Below are 16,043 nucleotides of genomic sequence, written 5' to 3' on the forward strand. Positions count from 1 at the left end.
TAGATTGGCGCTCGTGGGCACTTCCGGCGACGACCCCCGTTCGTGGGTGCTCTATGTCGTCGTGGTGGCGCTCACCGCACTGATGGCCGCCCCGCGTCGCGGCCGCGACGCGCAGAGTTGGTGGTGGCCGCCTCCGGTCGCGGCGATCGTGTTGTGGGTGCTGATCGCGGTGCCGTCGGTGATCCGGCTGATCCTGCCCCTGCTGCTCGACGTGCTCCGTCGCGATCCCGTCCGCACCCGCGACGGCGAATGGTGGCGGGTGTTCACGTCGGCGCTGACGCAGGATGGTGGTGTCGCCGGGACGGTCGGAAATCTGGTGATGCTTGCGATCGTCGCGATCGCGGTGGTGCGTATCTGGGGGTGGGAGCGCGCGGTCGCGTTGTTCGTCGTCGGCCAGTTGTTGTGGGCATTGTTCACGTCGTTCGTTGCGCCGTCGGTGGGGGCGGGAGTCTCCGGTGCGACGTTCGTGATGGCAGCGTCCCTTGCGGGATTGTGGCCCGTGGCGGGTGCGCGGCGCACGCTGTTGGTGGCGTCGGCGGGCACGTTCGTCGCCGGGGTACTGCTCGTGCTCCTCGACGACGCACACGGCGTCGCGGTGCTGATCGGCATGCTCCTCGGCGCAGTGCTCGGAATCGTGTTGCCGCCGTCGCGGCAGGTCACCGCGGCCGGGCCCGGAGCACACGGACAGCTCCGTTCCTGACTGCTCGCAACACAATCGTGGGATCGGTGATCGCGACAGTATCGTGACAGTTGTGTCTGCACTTCTGCGTTCGTTGAATCCGCTTGCCGTCGCCCGTGGTGACGATGTGCCCGATGCCGTCCGGATCGACGGCCATACCCTGTCGCGCAGCGACATTCTCGGGGCAGCGACGGCGGTGGCCGCTCGCGTGTCGCGAGCCGAGCGGGTTGCGGTGCTTGCCACCCCCACGGCGACCACGATCGTGGCGGTCGTCGGCTGCCTGCTCGCGGGCGTCACGGTGGTGCCGGTGCCGCCGGACTCGGGTCCGGCCGAACTCGCTCACATACTGAAGGACTCGGGTGCACAGGCGTGGCTCGGACCGGCTCCCGAGACGGGGGACAGCGCTGCGGGTGCGCAGGTGCCGGAACTTCCGGTGTTGCCGGTACGACTGCATGCGCGCGACTGGCATCATATGCCGGAGCCGAGCCCGGCGAAGATCGCGTTCGTGCTCTACACCTCCGGCACCACGGGCGCCCCCAAGGGAGTGTTGCTCAGTAGGCAGGCGATTGCCGCGGGGCTCGACGCGCTCGTGCAGGCGTGGGATTGGACGGAGCGCGACACCCTCGTGCACGGACTGCCGTTGTTTCACGTCCACGGTCTGATTCTCGGTGTGCTCGGCCCACTTCGGTTGGGCAGCAGACTCATCCACACGGGTAGGCCGACGCCGCAGGCGTATGCGGAGGCCTCCGGGACCCTCTATTTCGGAGTGCCGACGGTGTGGTCGCGTGTGGCAGAGGACGAAGAGTCCGCGCGGGCACTGAGCGGTGCGCGACTGCTGGTCTCCGGCAGTGCCCCGCTTCCCGTGCCGGTGTTCGAGAAGTTGCGTGAGCTGACCGGGAAGGCCCCGATCGAGCGCTACGGCATGAGCGAAACGATGCTCACCCTGAGCACCCGCGCCGACGGTGAGCGCCGACCGGGCTGGGTGGGGACGCCGGTCGCCGGGGTGCAGACGAGGTTGCGCGACGAGCACGGTGCCGACGTGCCCCGCGACGGGGAGAGCATCGGCGTGCTGCAGGTGCGGGGTCCGATGTTGTTCGACGGCTACCTGGGTCGTCCCGAAGCCACCAATGCGTCGTGGACCGACGACGGCTGGTTCGTCACCGGCGATGTCGCGGTGATCGACGCCGACGGATTCCACCGGATCGTCGGCCGGGAGTCGACCGATCTGATCAAGACGGGTGGCTTCCGAGTCGGGGCCGGGGAGATCGAAACCGTGCTGCTCGGCCACCCATCGGTAAGGGAGGTTGCGATTGTGGGCCTCGAGGACGATGATCTCGGCCAACGTATCGTCGCGTTCGTGGTTCCTCATGTCGATGGCCCCGAAGTGGTTGAAGACGAGCTGATCGCGCTTGTCGCGCAGCAGCTTTCGACCCACAAGCGCCCGCGTGAGGTGCGGGTCGTCGACTCGTTGCCGCGCAACGCGATGGGAAAGGTGCAGAAGAAGCTGTTGCAGTAGTGACGTTGGCCGGACAATCTCCGGCGGAGTGCCGATGCCGACGAAAAATCGACAAACAGTCGGCTCGGGGGTTGCGTGTGCCACACTCCAGGGCGGATTGTCTACTGCAGAGTAAGTAGGTGTACTCACTTCGATGGGGGTTCGAGGTATGTCTTTGACGGATCAGATTCGGGAAACCGACCGGTCGAGCGGTGGTGATCGACCAGGTGGTGCCATACCCGCTTTCATGGTCGACGGCAAGCCCGCGTCCGTTCCACTGCGCGACCTACCAGCGGTCGCGCGCAAACTGGTCGCGCATTTCGCCGACAACGTCGCGCCGTGTTCGCTGCGACCCGGCGAATCGCTGCGCGGCGACGTCACCGAGGTCACCGTGCGGTGCCTGCGCATCGCGATCCACCTGCTCGACTCCGGCGAACTACCGACGGACGCCGATCTGGCAGATCTGCGCAGTAGCGCAGCGCAGTGGGCACGGGCGGGATTCCGTCTCGAATACATGCTGCGCATCTACCACGAGGGAATTCGCCTCGGCTGGGAGCTCGTCAGCGACCGGGCCCGCGAGGGCGACGTCATGTCGCTCGCCGACGCCTCGCGGCTGTGGATGGCGCTGCTCGAACGGGTCACCGTGACCGCGACGACCGGATTCGTCTCGGAACTCGAGGTCATCCGCCGCGAGCGTGACGTCGCCGCACAGGAACTCATCGCTGCGCTGCTCAGCGGTCAGGACGCTGCGTCTGTCGCGCGTCGTTCCGGGCTCGAACTCGCCGACGGATACACCGTGCTCGCCGTGTCGCTGGCGCGGCACCCAGACGAGCGGAATCCTCACGTGCGTCCGGAGGTCGTCGCCCGCCGGACCCTGCGTCGCGTCGAGGTCGAACTGGAAGCCATCTGCGACGGCAAGCACTTGGCGTTGCTCGGCCCCGAAGGCGGCACGGTGTTGCTCGCGGGTTCGTCGGCATCACCTCCGGTCGACGATCTGCGCCGACGGATCGAGATGGTGGCCGGTGTGTCGGTGACGGTGGCGCTGGTGCACGCGTCGGTACCGGAAGTACCGGCGGCAGCGAAGCAGGCCCACGAGCTGCTCGACCTCGTCCGGTTGCTCGGCCGCCCGGTCGGCGCGTACGGCATGCACGATCTCGCTCTCGAATACCAGCTGACCCGGCCGGGACCTGCCAGGCAGTATCTCGCGCGTGTCCTGGACCCGCTCGACGACTCACCCGAACTCGTCGAGACGCTCGAGACCCACATCTCGCACGACCTGAGCAGGCAGCTGACTGCGCGCACACTGCACGTGCACGCCAACACCGTCGACTACCGGCTCAAGCGGGTCTCTCAGCTGACCGGATTCGACCCCACACGGCCCTCGGGTCTGCGGCAGCTGCAGGCCGCGCTGATCGCGCGGCGGCTCGAGGGCCTGGGTGCGGATCGGGAGTTCCTCGCCGCCCAGTAGCCCCTGCCACGAATAGCCGAATATCACCTTCGGTCAGTTCGACTGACCGAAGGTGATATTCGTCTGAGGGGCTTGTTCAGAGGGGAGCGGTGTCGACCGAGGAGTGGGGATGCGTCCGGCGCCAGACGACGCCGATCACCGTGATGATCGCGAACAGGATGGCAGTGGCCGTGAGCTGCGCGCGAGCATCCGAATCGGACAGCATCAGGATGATGAATGCGACGAGCATGGCGAGCGTGAACCAGCTCAGGTAGGGGAACGCCCACATCTTCAGCTTCAGCGTGCCGTCCTGCTCGAACCGCCGCCGCAGTCGCAGGTGCGCGACCACGATGAAGAGCCAGACCGCGATCAGTGCCGAGCCGACGGCATTGAGCAGGATCCCGAGAATCTGATCGGGAAGCAGCCAGTTCAGCCACACGCTGACGAAGCCGAAGAACACCGACACCAGCACCGCGTTGCGCGGCACTCCGTTGTGCGAGAGCTTGCCGAGCCACGCCGGTCCGTCCCCGCCGCGCGCGAGGGAGTACGCCATCCGCGACGTTCCGTACACGTTCGCGTTGAACGCCGACAGCAGTGCGATCACGACGACGAGTTCCATGAACCCGGAGACGTAGGGGATCCCGGCGATATCGAGGACGGATACGAACGGCGAGGTGTCGCCGCTGGCGGTCGTCCACGGCAACACGAGCACCATGATCGCGATCGACCCGAGGTAGAACAGGGTGATACGCCATACGACCGAGCGCACGGCGGTGGCGATCGACCGTTCCGGATCCTTCGACTCGGCAGCGGCGATCGTGACGATCTCGATGCCACCGAATGCGAACGCGACCGCGAGTAGGCCTGCCGCGATGCCTGCGATGCCGTTGGGTGCGAATCCGTCGCCGTCGCCGAGCAGATGCACCGTGCCGACCGGGTCGGTTCCGGGAAGCAGGCCGAACACCAGCAGCACACCGATCACCAGGAAACCGATGATGACAGCGACTTTCAAGGCGGCGAACCAGAATTCGAACTCACCGAAGTTGGCTACGCGCGCGAGGTTGACGACCGCGAAGAACGAGACGAACACGAGCGCCACTACCCATTGCGGCATCCCGGGGAGCCACGATTGGACGATCGCGGACGCGCCGGTGATCTCGACACCGAGCACCATGATGAGCATGAACCAATAAAGCCAGCCCATCGTAAAGCCGGCCCAGCGTCCGATGCCGATACGCGCGTAGTGCGAGAACGAACCGCTGACGGGAAGAGCAGCCCCCATCTCGCCGAGCATCCGCATCACGAAGATGATCATGATGCCGGCGAGGAGGTACGACACGATCACCGCGGGACCGGCCGCGGCGATACCTACACCGGAACCGAGGAACAGGCCCGCGCCGATCGCGGAGCCGAGCCCCATCATGGTCAGATGCCGGACTTTGAGTCCGCTCCCGAGATGCTGCGGTTCGGTTGCGGGCGACTCGGCTGTGCTCACGGGATTCTTCTCAGTCGTTGGCGTGGAGGGCTGCGTTCAGTTCGACTCCGGTGCCCTTGTTCGGCACTACCTCGACGGCACCGCTCACCGAGTTGCGGCGCAGCAGGAGGTTCGACTTGGCATTGAGGTCCTTGGCCTTGATGACGGTGCCGTCGGGGCCGGTGACCTTGGTGCCCGCGGTGACGTACAGGCCGGCCTCGACGATGCAGTCGTCACCGAGCGAGATACCGACACCGGCGTTCGCGCCGAGGAGGCAACGCTTGCCGATGGAGATGACTTCCTTGCCACCACCCGACAGGGTGCCCATGATCGAAGCGCCGCCGCCCACGTCGGAGCCGTCGTCGACGACGACGCCCGCGGAGATGCGGCCCTCGACCATCGAATTACCGAGGGTGCCTGCATTGAAGTTGACGAAGCCTTCGTGCATGACGGTGGTGCCGGATGCGAGGTGCGCACCGAGGCGGACACGGTCGGCATCGGCGATGCGGACACCGGACGGCACGACGTAGTCGACCATGCGCGGGAACTTGTCGACGCCGTAGACGGTGACCGGTCCGCGGATGCGGAGGCGAGAGCGGACGAGCTCGAAACCCTCGACCGCGCAGGGGCCGTAGTTGGTCCACACGACGTTGGCGAGCAGACCGAAGACGCCGTCGAGGTTGATCCCGTGCGGCTGGACGAGACGATGGGAGAGCAGGTGCAGACGCAGGTAGGCATCGTGTGCGTCGACGGGCGCCTTCGACAGGTCGGCGACGGTGGTGCGGACCGCGACCTGGTTGACGTCGCGTGCCTCGTCGGTGCCCGCCAGCAACGCGAGGTCGGACGGGATGTCCTTGCCCTCGAGCCGCGTCGTCCCGGTTTCGGTGTATTCGCCCAGCGTAGGGGCCGGGAACCAGGTGTCGAGGACGGTGCCGTCCGCCGCGATGTTCGCGATGCCTACTGCTGATGCTCCGTGTGCACTCACGGTCGAGAAGCGTACGCGAGCCGACCACGCTCCTGTGTAGGCCCTGTGAAAAACCGATGCCGAAGCTGTGAAAATTGATGATTCCGTATTGTGCGACTATGGCCGTACCGCACCTTGACCTGCATGCCGATCCGATCGACCTCACCGCAGCACTAGTGGACATCCCCAGCGTGTCGCAGGACGAATCGGTCATTGCCGACGCCGTCGAGAAGGCGTTGCGCGAACAGACGTCCGGCTTCGAGGTGACCCGCAGTGGCAATGCCGTCCTGGCCCGCACGAATCGGGGTCTCGGCAGTCGCGTGATGCTTGCCGGTCACCTCGACACGGTGCCGATCGCCGACAACGTGCCGTCACGGCGTGAGGGCGACCTGATGTACGGATGCGGCACCTCCGACATGAAGTCGGGTGACGCAGTGTTCCTGCATCTCGCGGCAACGGTTGCCGAACCCGCACACGACCTCACGCTCGTGTTCTACGACTGCGAGGAGATCGCCGCTTCGTTCAACGGACTGGGCCGCATCGAGTCTGATCTGCGCGAGTGGCTCGACGCCGACGTCGCGATCCTCGGCGAACCCACCGGTGGGCTGATCGAAGCGGGATGCCAGGGCACGTTGAGGGTGCGGATCACCACGGGCGGTGTGCGCGCGCATTCGGCCAGGTCGTGGCTCGGCGACAACGCCATCCACAAGCTCGCACCGGTGCTCGACCGGCTCTCGCGGTACGAAGCACGATCGGTCGACATCGACGGCTGCGTGTACCGCGAAGGACTGTCCGCCGTGCGGCTCGGCGGGGGAGTGGCGGGCAACGTCGTACCCGACGCGGCGGACATCGACGTCAACTTCCGCTTTGCGCCGGACCGCAGCCCCGACGAGGCCCTCGCGCATGTGCAGGAGATATTCGCGGGCCTCGACATCGAGATGGAACTGACGGACATGTCGCCGGGCGCTCTGCCGGGGCTGTCGAATCCTTCCGCGGCGGCGCTGGTCGCGGCGGCCGACGGTCGCTTCCGCGCGAAGTACGGGTGGACCGACGTGTCGCGGTTCGCGGCCCTGGGGATTCCGGCCGTCAACTACGGCCCGGGCGATCCCAACGTCGCGCACAAGCGGGACGAGCACGTCGACGTACGTCACATCACCGAGGTGACCGCGGTGCTCCGCGGGTACCTCACCCGATAACGTGACCGACATGCCAGGCGACGAAGCCCCGACGAACTCCGACAGTCGACGCGATCGCGACGAGATCGTGCATCGCGGACCCGTGCAGTTGCGCGGCGACCGTGCGTTCGAGTCCACCATGATGGATCAGCGCCTGCTCGACCGGCGCGGTCCCGCCGACTGGGTGCACACCGATCCGTGGCGGGTCCTGCGTATCCAGAGCGAATTCGTCGAAGGGTTCGGTGCGCTCGCCGAGGTACCGCGTGCCGTCGCAGTGTTCGGGTCCGCGCGTACGCCGACGGACCACGCGGACTACGAACTCGGTCGTCGCCTCGGTACTGCCCTCGTCGAGGCCGGCTACGCCGTGATCACCGGTGGTGGGCCCGGAGCGATGGAGGCTGCGAACCGCGGGGCGAGCGAGTCCAGTGGATTCTCGATCGGCCTGGGTATCGAGCTGCCCTTCGAGCAGTCGCTCAACGACTGGGTGGATCTGGGCCTGAACTTCCGGTACTTCTTCGCACGCAAGACGATGTTCGTGAAGTACTCGCAGGCATTCGTCTGCCTACCCGGTGGATTCGGCACGCTCGACGAGCTGTTCGAGGCGGTCACGCTGGTGCAGACCCACAAGATCACCCAATTCCCGATCGTGCTGGTCGGCACCGAGTACTGGTCGGGACTGCTCGACTGGATCCGCACGGCGATGCTGCGTGAGGGCAAGATCTCGGCGGAGGACATGGACCTGATCTCGGTGACGGACAGCATCGAGGAAGCGGTACAGATCATCGTCGCTGCGCACCGCGGTGAGGACGAGCACGAGCTCTACGGTGAGGAGGCCTCGTGGTGAGCGAGGCCGGCCTGGCGGTGTGCGTCTACTGTGCGTCCGGTCCGGTGGACAAGTCGTACCTCGAGTTCGCGAGCGCGGTCGGCACGGCTCTGGGGCGCCGTGGCTGGCGGTTGGTCTCGGGTGGGGGCAACGTGTCGATGATGGGTGCGATCGCCGAGGCCGCCCGTACGTCGGGGGCGCACACGGTCGGGGTCATCCCGAAGGCGCTCGTGCACCGCGAGGTTGCCGACGTCGATGCGGACGAACTCGTCGTCACCGACACGATGCGGCAGCGCAAGGAGATCATGGAGACGCGCGCCGACGCGTTCATCACCCTCCCCGGTGGGATCGGCACGCTCGAGGAGCTGTTCGAGACCTGGACCGCGGGATACTTGGGAATGCACGACAAACCCATGGTGCTGCTCGATCCGGTCGGGCATTACACCGGTCTGCTCACGTGGCTCGAGTCGATGGTCGACACCGGGTTCGTGGCGCGGCGTGCACTCGATGCCCTGCAGGTCACCGGCGATATCGAGGACGCGCTCGATCGGTGTGTCGTGGCCGTACAGGCGTAGAGGGGGTTTCGCTCGACCGATCGATTATCTACTCTTCGGTAAGTTCGGGGGAGCTACGACTTCGTCCGAACCCGCCGCCCTGAACACCGCCGTGAGCCCTGAACACCGCCGTGAGGAACGAAGTTGAACAACCCCGTGTCCACCGAGCGTGATTCGACCGTCTCCCCGATCGGTCTCCTTACCCAATTGCCTGCCATGCTGCCCGATGCGCCGAGCCTGCTGCGCGGAGCACTCGGAATGACCCGCACCCCACGGGCACGCGAAACGATCGGCTCGGTGTTCCAGAAACTCGCCGACCGCCGACCCGATCACCCCTTCCTGCGCTTCGACGGCGACACATTGAGCTACGGCGACGCGAACGCACAGGTCAACCGATACGCAGCTGTGCTGACAGCGCGGGGCGTGCAGGCGGGCGACGTCGTGGGCATCCTCATGGCGAACCGCCCCGAGGCGCTGCTCATCACCCTCGCAGCGGTCAAGCTCGGAGCCGCCGCAGGAATGCTCAACAACCACCAGCGCGGTGAGGTGCTCGCCCACAGCCTCGGACTGCTCGACAGCCGTGTCCTCGTGGTCGGCGAAGAGTGCGAAGAAATCATCGAGTCCCTCGACGGTCCGCCGCAGGCGGAAGCCGTGCTGCGCGTCGACGAACTCGACGCGGTCGCCGCCGAAGCCGATTCCGCGAACCCGGCCGTCACCGAACGTCTGCAGGCCTCCGAGACCGCTTACTACATCTTCACCTCGGGTACGACGGGTCTGCCCAAAGCCAGCAAGATGTCGCACTTCCGCTGGCTGAAATCGATGTCCGGGCTCGGAGGGCTGGGCGTGCGCCTGCGCCGCGACGACACCCTGTACTGCTGCCTTCCGCTCTATCACAACAACGCGCTCACGGTTGCGCTGTCGTCGGTGCTCAGCTCGGGCGCGACACTGGCGCTCGGCCGCAAATTCTCGGCCTCGGGATTCTGGACGGACGCCCGCCGCAACGGCGCCACCGCATTCATCTACATCGGCGAGATCTGCCGCTACCTGCTCAACCAGCCCGAGCGCCCCGACGATCGCGACAACGGTATCCGGCTCATGGTGGGCAACGGACTGCGACCCGAGATCTGGACCCAGTTCACCGAACGCTTCGGAATCGAACGCGTCGCAGAATTCTACGGCGCCAGCGAATGCAACATCGCATTCATCAATGCCCTCAACCAGACCCGCACCGCGGGAATCTGCCCCCTGCCACACGCCGTGGTGGACTACGACCCGGACACCGGCAAGGCGCGCCGCGGTGCAGACGGGCGGCTGAAGGGCGTCCGGCGAGGTGAGGCCGGACTGCTGCTCGCGAAGGTCACCTCCCGCGCCCCCTTCGACGGGTACACCGATCCCGACGCGACCGAGGCCAAACTCGTCCGCGACGCGTTCAGCGACGGCGACGTCTGGTTCGACACCGGCGACCTCGTCCGCAAGCAGGGTTTCCTTCACGTGGCATTCGTCGATCGCCTCGGCGACACCTTCCGGTGGAAGGGTGAGAACGTTGCGACGACCCAGGTCGAAGGCGCAGTGTCGTCCCACGAGTCGATCGCCGAGGCGGTCGTCTACGGCGTCGAGGTGCCCGGTGTGGAAGGCCGCGCAGGCATGGTGGCGGTGACGTTGCATCCGGACGCGGAGCTCGACGGTGCGGAACTCTCCGCTGCCCTGCACCGTGCGCTCCCCGACTACGCCGTACCGCTGTTCGTGCGGATCGTCGACGAACTCGAGCACACGACGACCTTCAAGAGCCGCAAGGTGGATCTGCGCAATCAGGGCTACACCGACATCGGCTCCGACGAACTCCTCGTTCTCGCGGATCGCTCGGAGGGATACCGCCCCCACTACGAGGGATACGTCGATGCGGTCACGCGTGGTGAAATGCCCCGACGCTGATCATGTCAGGATGGGAGCCATGACCGGTTCCGCCGCAGAGGTTCCCGAGTTGCCCGCGCAGGCCCACGTGCGCCCACCCGGGCCCGCGTCTCCGACGCTGGGCGGACGACCGTCTCCGACGCTGTGCGGCCGCCAGGTCCCCACCGACCGTGCCCTCGTGATGGCGATCGTCAACCGCACCCCGGATTCCTTCTACGACCGGGGTGCGACGTTCACCGACGACGCTGCGCTCGCCGCCGTCGACCGGGCGGTCCGCGAGGGCGCCGATCTCGTGGACATCGGCGGCGTCAAGGCAGGGCCCGGCGACCTCGTCGACGCCGCCGAGGAGATCAGACGGGTCGTCCCCTTCGTCGCGGCGATCCGTGAGCGGTACCCGGATGTGCTCATCAGCGTCGACACGTGGCGCAGCGACGTGGCCCGGCGTGCCGTGGCCGAAGGCGCCGATCTGATCAACGACACGTGGGCGGGTGCCGATCCCGAGCTCGTCGATGTCGCAGCCGAGCTCGAGGTGGGCATCGTGTGCTCCCACACCGGTGGCGCCATCCCGCGGACCCGACCCCACCGGGTGCGGTACGCCGATATCGTCGCCGAGGTCGCGGCCGTGGTCGTCGGAGCTGCCGAGGACGCTGCGCGGCGAGGTGTCGCGGCCGACTCGATCCTCATCGATCCGACTCACGACTTCGGGAAGAACACCTACCACGGGCTCGAATTGTTGCGGCACGTGGACGTTCTCGTAAAAAGCGGGTGGCCGGTGCTCATGGCGCTCAGTAACAAGGACTTCGTAGGCGAGACTCTGGGTGTCGAACTCGCCGAGCGGTTGGAGGGCACATTGGCAGCGACAACACTGGCCGCGGCAGCAGGCGCGAGGGTGTTCCGGGTACACGAGGTCGCAGCGACCCGTCGCGTGGTCGACATGACGGCGGCGATCGCCGGCACCCGTCGGCCTGCACGCACAGTCAGGGGACTGGCATGAGCGCCCCCACGCGCACCTGGAGCGAAGCGAACAGCTGGGACCGTCCCACATGGACGGTCGCGGAACTCGAGCGCGCGAAGGCCGGACGCACGGTCACGGTGGTATTGCCTGCTCTCGACGAGGAAGAAACCGTCGGGAAGGTCGTCGACACGATTCATCCGCTCCTCGGCGGTCTGGTCGACGAACTGGTGGTGCTCGATTCGGGCTCCACCGACGAGACCGTGGCTCGCGCGCGTGCCGCAGGTGCGCGCACGATCTCACGTGAGGATGCGGTGCCCGGTCTGCCGCCGGTCCAAGGGAAGGGCGAGGTCCTGTGGCGGTCGATCGCGGCAACGTCCGGCGACCTGATCGCTTTCGTCGATTCCGATCTCATCAACCCCGACCCGGCGTTCGTGCCGAAGCTGCTCGGGCCGCTGCTGCTCGGCGACGGGATCCATCTCGTCAAGGGTTTCTACCGGCGACCCTTGAGGGTCAGTGGCGCCGAGGACGCCTCCGGCGGTGGCCGGGTCACCGAGCTGGTCGCGCGGCCGCTGCTCGCCGCACTGCGACCGGAACTGACGTGTGTACTCCAACCTCTCGGAGGCGAATACGCGGGCACCCGGGAGCTGCTGCAGTCGGTGCCGTTCGCGCCGGGTTACGGTGTCGAGATCGGACTTCTCCTCGACACGTACGACCGGCTCGGTCTCGATGCGATCGCCCAGGTCAACCTAGGAGTGCGCAAGCATCGAAACCGCCCGCTGTCCGAACTCGGGGCGATGAGCCGGCAGATCGTCGGAACCATGTTGGGCCGTTGCGGAATCGCGGATTCGGGTGCGCCGCTGACCCAGTTCCTCGTCGACGGCGACTCGTTCAGTCCCGTCGAGACCCACGTGAGCCTCGAGGACCGTCCGCCGATGGTGACGATCACCGGCTGACTCGGATGTCGGCGCGGCGTGTCAAGATCGAGGAATGCTGACGATTCTGCTCTACGTGCTCGTCATTGTCGTCGTCGGCGCCGCGCTGTTCTTCGTCGCGACCGTGGTGTTCGGGCGCGGTGAGGCGCTCGCGCCCATCCCTCCCGGCACCACCGCGACGGTGCTGCCCGCCTCCGAGGTGACGGGGACCGACGTGCGAGACCTTCGCTTCCAGCAGACGCTGCGCGGGTACAAGATGGGTGAGGTCGACTGGGCGCTCGATCGGCTCGCTCGTGAGATCGACGAACTCCGGGGCAGGATCGAGGAGTACGAGGGGTCGGCCGAGACTCTCGGCGACGATGCGCTCGTGTCCGATGCACCTGTTTCCGCGGTCGACGAGCCCGACGACGATCCTGAGGTCCGGACTTCGGAGCAGCCCGAGGCCGAGAAACAGGATGCAGACGAAGGGGCCACATCATGACCGACGATGCACGGGTGCGATGCCCTTGGGCGATCGATCGCCCCGGCGAGACGCTCTACCGCGACTACCACGACACCGAGTGGGGGCGGGAGCTGCACGGTCGCAACGAACTCTTCGAGCGACTCGCTCTCGAGGCGTTCCAGTCGGGTCTGTCGTGGCTGACGATCCTGCGTAAGCGAGAGGCGTTCCGTGCGGCGTTCGACGGTTTCGATGTCGATGTCGTCGCCCGCTACGACGACGAGAAGATCGCCGAACTGATGGCCGATGCGGGCATCGTCCGTAACCGGCTCAAGATCGAAGCGGTGGTGTCGAACGCGCGAGCAGTACTCGACCTCGACGATTCCGACCTCGACACGTTGTTGTGGTCGTTCGCGCCGGCGCGGCGCGCCGACCGGTTCGCTTCCGTGGATCGGATTCCGGCCGTGACCCCGGAGTCGACGGCGATGGCACGTGAGCTCAAGCGCAGAGGCTTCCGTTTTGTGGGTCCCACCACTGCGTATGCCCTCATGCAGGCCACCGGGATGGTCGACGATCACCTCGTCGAATGCTGGGTTCGATCGGACGCTTGACCTACTCCGCGCGGCCGCACGCGGGAGTCCGCTGTCCAGCGCCGACCGCGATAGGGAACAATGGTGGAGCGCGCATCGTCGACGGCGACGAGGCAACCACACGGTAACCCACGCGCCCGGAGGTCGGGTGCAGATTTGGAGGGAGCAGAGGATGGCGGCCATGAAGCCCCGGACCGGGGACGGTCCCCTCGAAGCAACCAAAGAGGGACGAGGAATCGTCATGAGGGTTCCACTCGAGGGCGGCGGACGTTTGGTCGTCGAGCTCACGCCGGAAGAGGCTGCGGCCCTCGGCGACGAACTCAAGAGTGTCACCAGCTGATCAGCGCCTCTTTCGTGCGTTTCCGGGCCTTGCGTTGCTACGTGCGCGGGGCCCGGTTTCGTACCGGTCGAACTGCCGTGTGCGTCGTGGATGAAGGGAAACCATGCTCGACTCGGTGATCGACCTCCTCGCCTGCCCGCATTGTGAGTCTGCGATGGACCTCGACGACACAGTGGTGCTGTGCGAACGCGGCCACAGCTTCGACGTCGCGCGACAGGGCTACGTCACGCTCCTTACCGGCGCCGCGACACGGTTCACCGGCGACACCGCGGAGATGATCGCCGACCGGGCCGAGTTCCTCGGCGCCGGTCACTACGATCCGATCCGCGACGCGGTGGCGACCGCATGCACGTCGGCCCCGTCCGATACCGGTGTGCTCGAGGTGGGTGCGGGAACCGGACAGTATCTTGCGAGGGTCCTCGACGAGATGCCCGGCTCCCGAGGTATCGGTCTCGACGTATCGAAGCCGGCGGTCCGCCGAATCGCCCGTAGCCATCCCCGCACCGGCGCCGTCCTGGCGGACGCGTGGGAGCGAATTCCGGTTCGGTCCGGGTCGCTCGGGCACGTCCTGTCGGTGTTCGCGCCGCGGAACGCGTCCGAGGTGCACCGGATACTCGAGCCGGGAGGGACGCTCGTTGTGGTCACTCCGACCCCGGAGCACCTGGGTGAACTGGTGTCGCTGCCCGGGATGGTCAGCGTCGACGAACGCAAGACCGAACGATTGTCGGCCGCGCTGTCGGGACGGTTCGAACGCCGCGACCGCACCGAGGTTCGTTTCGTGATGGAGCTGACCCGTCCGGCACTCACCGGTCTCGTCGGTATGGGTCCGTCCGCCTTCCATCTCACTGCGCAGCAACGCACCGAGATGGTGGAGGCGCTGCCCGACGGATTCGAGGTGACCGCGTCTGTGGTGGTGTCGACGTGGGTCCGGCAGCACGGTGACAGGATCCGGCAGGACGGGGGAATCAGCGACGGCTGAGCGCGTCCTGGTAGACGGCGAGGGTGTCGCGCGCGATCTGCGCCCACGAGAATCCGGTGATCGCCCGCTGCCGTCCGGCCCGCCCGTATTCGGCAGCACGTGCGGGATCGGAGGCGAGGTCGTTGACTGCGTCCGCGAGGGCCCGTTCGTAGACGGCAGGTTCGTACGAGTTGTAATGCACGAGCGTGCCGGTGACACCGTCCTGCACCACCTCGGGGATCCCGCCCACGTCCGACGCCACCACGGCCGTCTCGCAGGCCATCGCTTCGAGGTTCACGATGCCGAGCGGCTCGTAGACCGAGGGACACACGAAAACCTGTGCGGCGGCGAGTAGCTCGCGAACCGATTCGCGTGGAAGCATTTCTTTCACCCAGATGACGTTGCCCCGGGCGCTCTGCAGTTCCGCCACGGCCCGTTCGGTGTCCGCGGCGAGTTCGGGGGTGTCGGGTGCGCCCGCGCACAGCACCAGCTGGATATCGGGTGAGATCCGGTGTGCGGCCGCGATCAGATGACCGAGCCCCTTCTGCCGGGTGATGCGTCCGACGAACACGGCGATCGGGGCCGCGGGATCGACACCGATCGTCGGCAGCACCGATTCGGTACCCGGTGCGAGAGGGCTCGGATGCCATGCCTCGGTGTCGATGCCGTTGCGCACCACGTGGACACGCGCGGGGTCGACGAACGGGTACGCGTCGAGAACATCGAGGCGCATGCCGTCGCTGACAGCGATGATGGCATTCGCGTACTGCACCGCGTTGCGTTCGGACCACGACGAAATGCGGTAACCGCCGCCGAGTTGCTCGGCCTTCCACGGGCGCCGGGGCTCGAGCGAATGAGCGGTGAGGATATGAGGCACGTCGTACAGTTCGGCGGCGAGATGACCGGCGAGACCCGAGTACCAGGTGTGAGAGTGGACGATGTCCGTTCCGGCCGCCGCGTGGGCCATGCGCAGTTCCGCCGAAAGAGTGGTCAGCGCAGCGTTGGCACCGGCGAGAGCCGGGTCGTGGGAGTGCACGATCGCAGTGTCGCGGGGTGCTCCCATGCAGTGCACGTCGACCTCGCACAGTCGCTGGAGTTGCGACACGAGCTCGGTTACGTGAACGCCTGCGCCGCCGTATACCTCGGGCGGATATTCCCGTGTCATCATTGCCACCCGCACCGCATCAAACTATCCGCCCGTCGAGATTCCGGCCACTCGATCCCCGAACGCCGAGACAACAGGACACATGCGACAGCGGGACACATGCGACAGGCCGGGACGCGCCGTCCGATTCGCGCTTGGCTGG

At 66.8% G+C, this 16,043-nt stretch carries 16 protein-coding genes; 13 read left to right on the forward strand and 3 right to left on the reverse strand.

The features are described 5' to 3' along the window. Positions 1–13: 13 nt before the first annotated feature. The 3 genes from ACFWCF_RS08805 to ACFWCF_RS08815 all read left to right on the forward strand — a co-directional run bounded on the left by ACFWCF_RS08805 (position 14) and on the right by ACFWCF_RS08815 (position 3,642). The gene (locus tag ACFWCF_RS08805; RefSeq protein WP_378559787.1) at positions 14–700 is read left to right on the forward strand and encodes a rhomboid family intramembrane serine protease; all 687 of its coding nucleotides are present in this window, start codon (positions 14–16) and stop codon (positions 698–700) included. Between the two features lie 52 nt (positions 701–752). Further along, positions 753–2,195: an acyl-CoA synthetase gene (locus ACFWCF_RS08810; RefSeq protein WP_378559790.1), complete on the forward strand. Its 1,443-nt coding sequence runs from the start codon at positions 753–755 to the stop codon at positions 2,193–2,195. Positions 2,196–2,421: 226 nt separating this feature from the next. Beyond that, positions 2,422–3,642, forward strand: a complete 1,221-nt coding sequence (locus ACFWCF_RS08815) for a PucR family transcriptional regulator (protein ID WP_378488893.1) — start codon at positions 2,422–2,424, stop codon at positions 3,640–3,642. A gap of 76 nt (positions 3,643–3,718) precedes the next feature. Here the strand turns inward: ACFWCF_RS08815 and ACFWCF_RS08820 are convergent, their stop codons facing one another. Together ACFWCF_RS08820 and dapD are read right to left on the reverse strand one after the other, a co-directional pair. Next, positions 3,719–5,044 (reverse strand): amino acid permease, encoded by a 1,326-nt coding sequence (locus tag ACFWCF_RS08820; protein ID WP_378560233.1) that lies wholly within the window; start codon positions 5,042–5,044, stop codon positions 3,719–3,721. Positions 5,045–5,126: 82 nt separating this feature from the next. After that, positions 5,127–6,080: a 2,3,4,5-tetrahydropyridine-2,6-dicarboxylate N-succinyltransferase gene (dapD, locus tag ACFWCF_RS08825; RefSeq protein ID WP_378559793.1), complete on the reverse strand. Its 954-nt coding sequence runs from the start codon at positions 6,078–6,080 to the stop codon at positions 5,127–5,129. Between the two features lie 98 nt (positions 6,081–6,178). Between dapD and dapE the strand changes: the two genes are divergently transcribed. From dapE to ACFWCF_RS08875, 10 genes are all read left to right on the forward strand, one after another. Further along, positions 6,179–7,255 (forward strand): succinyl-diaminopimelate desuccinylase, encoded by a 1,077-nt coding sequence (dapE, locus tag ACFWCF_RS08830; RefSeq protein WP_378559795.1) that lies wholly within the window; start codon positions 6,179–6,181, stop codon positions 7,253–7,255. Between the two features lie 10 nt (positions 7,256–7,265). Beyond that, positions 7,266–8,078 carry a TIGR00730 family Rossman fold protein gene (locus ACFWCF_RS08835; RefSeq protein ID WP_378559798.1) on the forward strand — a complete coding sequence of 271 codons (813 nt, stop codon included), beginning with the start codon at positions 7,266–7,268 and terminating at the stop codon, positions 8,076–8,078. Further along, the gene (locus ACFWCF_RS08840; RefSeq protein WP_378559801.1) at positions 8,072–8,632 is read left to right on the forward strand and encodes a TIGR00730 family Rossman fold protein; all 561 of its coding nucleotides are present in this window, start codon (positions 8,072–8,074) and stop codon (positions 8,630–8,632) included. Before ACFWCF_RS08835 ends, ACFWCF_RS08840 begins: the two co-directional genes overlap by 7 nt. A 135-nt stretch (positions 8,633–8,767) precedes the next feature. Next, positions 8,768–10,543, forward strand: coding sequence for a long-chain-acyl-CoA synthetase (locus ACFWCF_RS08845; protein ID WP_378560235.1), 1,776 nt, complete (start codon positions 8,768–8,770; stop codon positions 10,541–10,543). Positions 10,544–10,703: 160 nt separating this feature from the next. Beyond that, positions 10,704–11,516: a dihydropteroate synthase gene (gene folP, locus ACFWCF_RS08850; RefSeq protein ID WP_378560238.1), complete on the forward strand. Its 813-nt coding sequence runs from the start codon at positions 10,704–10,706 to the stop codon at positions 11,514–11,516. Next, positions 11,513–12,430 carry a glucosyl-3-phosphoglycerate synthase gene (locus ACFWCF_RS08855; protein ID WP_378559804.1) on the forward strand — a complete coding sequence of 306 codons (918 nt, stop codon included), beginning with the start codon at positions 11,513–11,515 and terminating at the stop codon, positions 12,428–12,430. Before folP ends, ACFWCF_RS08855 begins: the two co-directional genes overlap by 4 nt. Before the next feature lie 34 nt (positions 12,431–12,464). Further along, positions 12,465–12,890 carry a DivIVA domain-containing protein gene (locus ACFWCF_RS08860; RefSeq protein ID WP_378559807.1) on the forward strand — a complete coding sequence of 142 codons (426 nt, stop codon included), beginning with the start codon at positions 12,465–12,467 and terminating at the stop codon, positions 12,888–12,890. Then, positions 12,887–13,459 carry a DNA-3-methyladenine glycosylase I gene (locus ACFWCF_RS08865; protein WP_378559810.1) on the forward strand — a complete coding sequence of 191 codons (573 nt, stop codon included), beginning with the start codon at positions 12,887–12,889 and terminating at the stop codon, positions 13,457–13,459. The genes ACFWCF_RS08860 and ACFWCF_RS08865 overlap by 4 nt, the downstream gene beginning before the upstream one ends. A gap of 151 nt (positions 13,460–13,610) precedes the next feature. Continuing rightward, positions 13,611–13,778 (forward strand): DUF3117 domain-containing protein, encoded by a 168-nt coding sequence (locus ACFWCF_RS08870; protein ID WP_006554284.1) that lies wholly within the window; start codon positions 13,611–13,613, stop codon positions 13,776–13,778. A 103-nt stretch (positions 13,779–13,881) separates the two neighbouring features. Continuing rightward, positions 13,882–14,757, forward strand: a complete 876-nt coding sequence (locus tag ACFWCF_RS08875; RefSeq protein ID WP_378559813.1) for a putative RNA methyltransferase — start codon at positions 13,882–13,884, stop codon at positions 14,755–14,757. Here ACFWCF_RS08875 and glgA read toward each other — a convergent pair. Continuing rightward, a complete protein-coding gene (gene glgA, locus ACFWCF_RS08880) occupies positions 14,744–15,916 on the reverse strand; it encodes a glycogen synthase (protein ID WP_378559816.1) in 1,173 nt (390 codons plus the stop codon). The two genes, ACFWCF_RS08875 and glgA, sit on opposite strands and share 14 nt — an antisense overlap. Between the last annotated feature and the right edge of the window lie 127 nt (positions 15,917–16,043).

The sequence above is a fragment of the Rhodococcus sp. NPDC060090 genome (assembly GCF_042729855.1).
In the GTDB taxonomy this organism is placed as follows: Bacteria; Actinomycetota; Actinomycetes; order Mycobacteriales; family Mycobacteriaceae; genus Rhodococcus.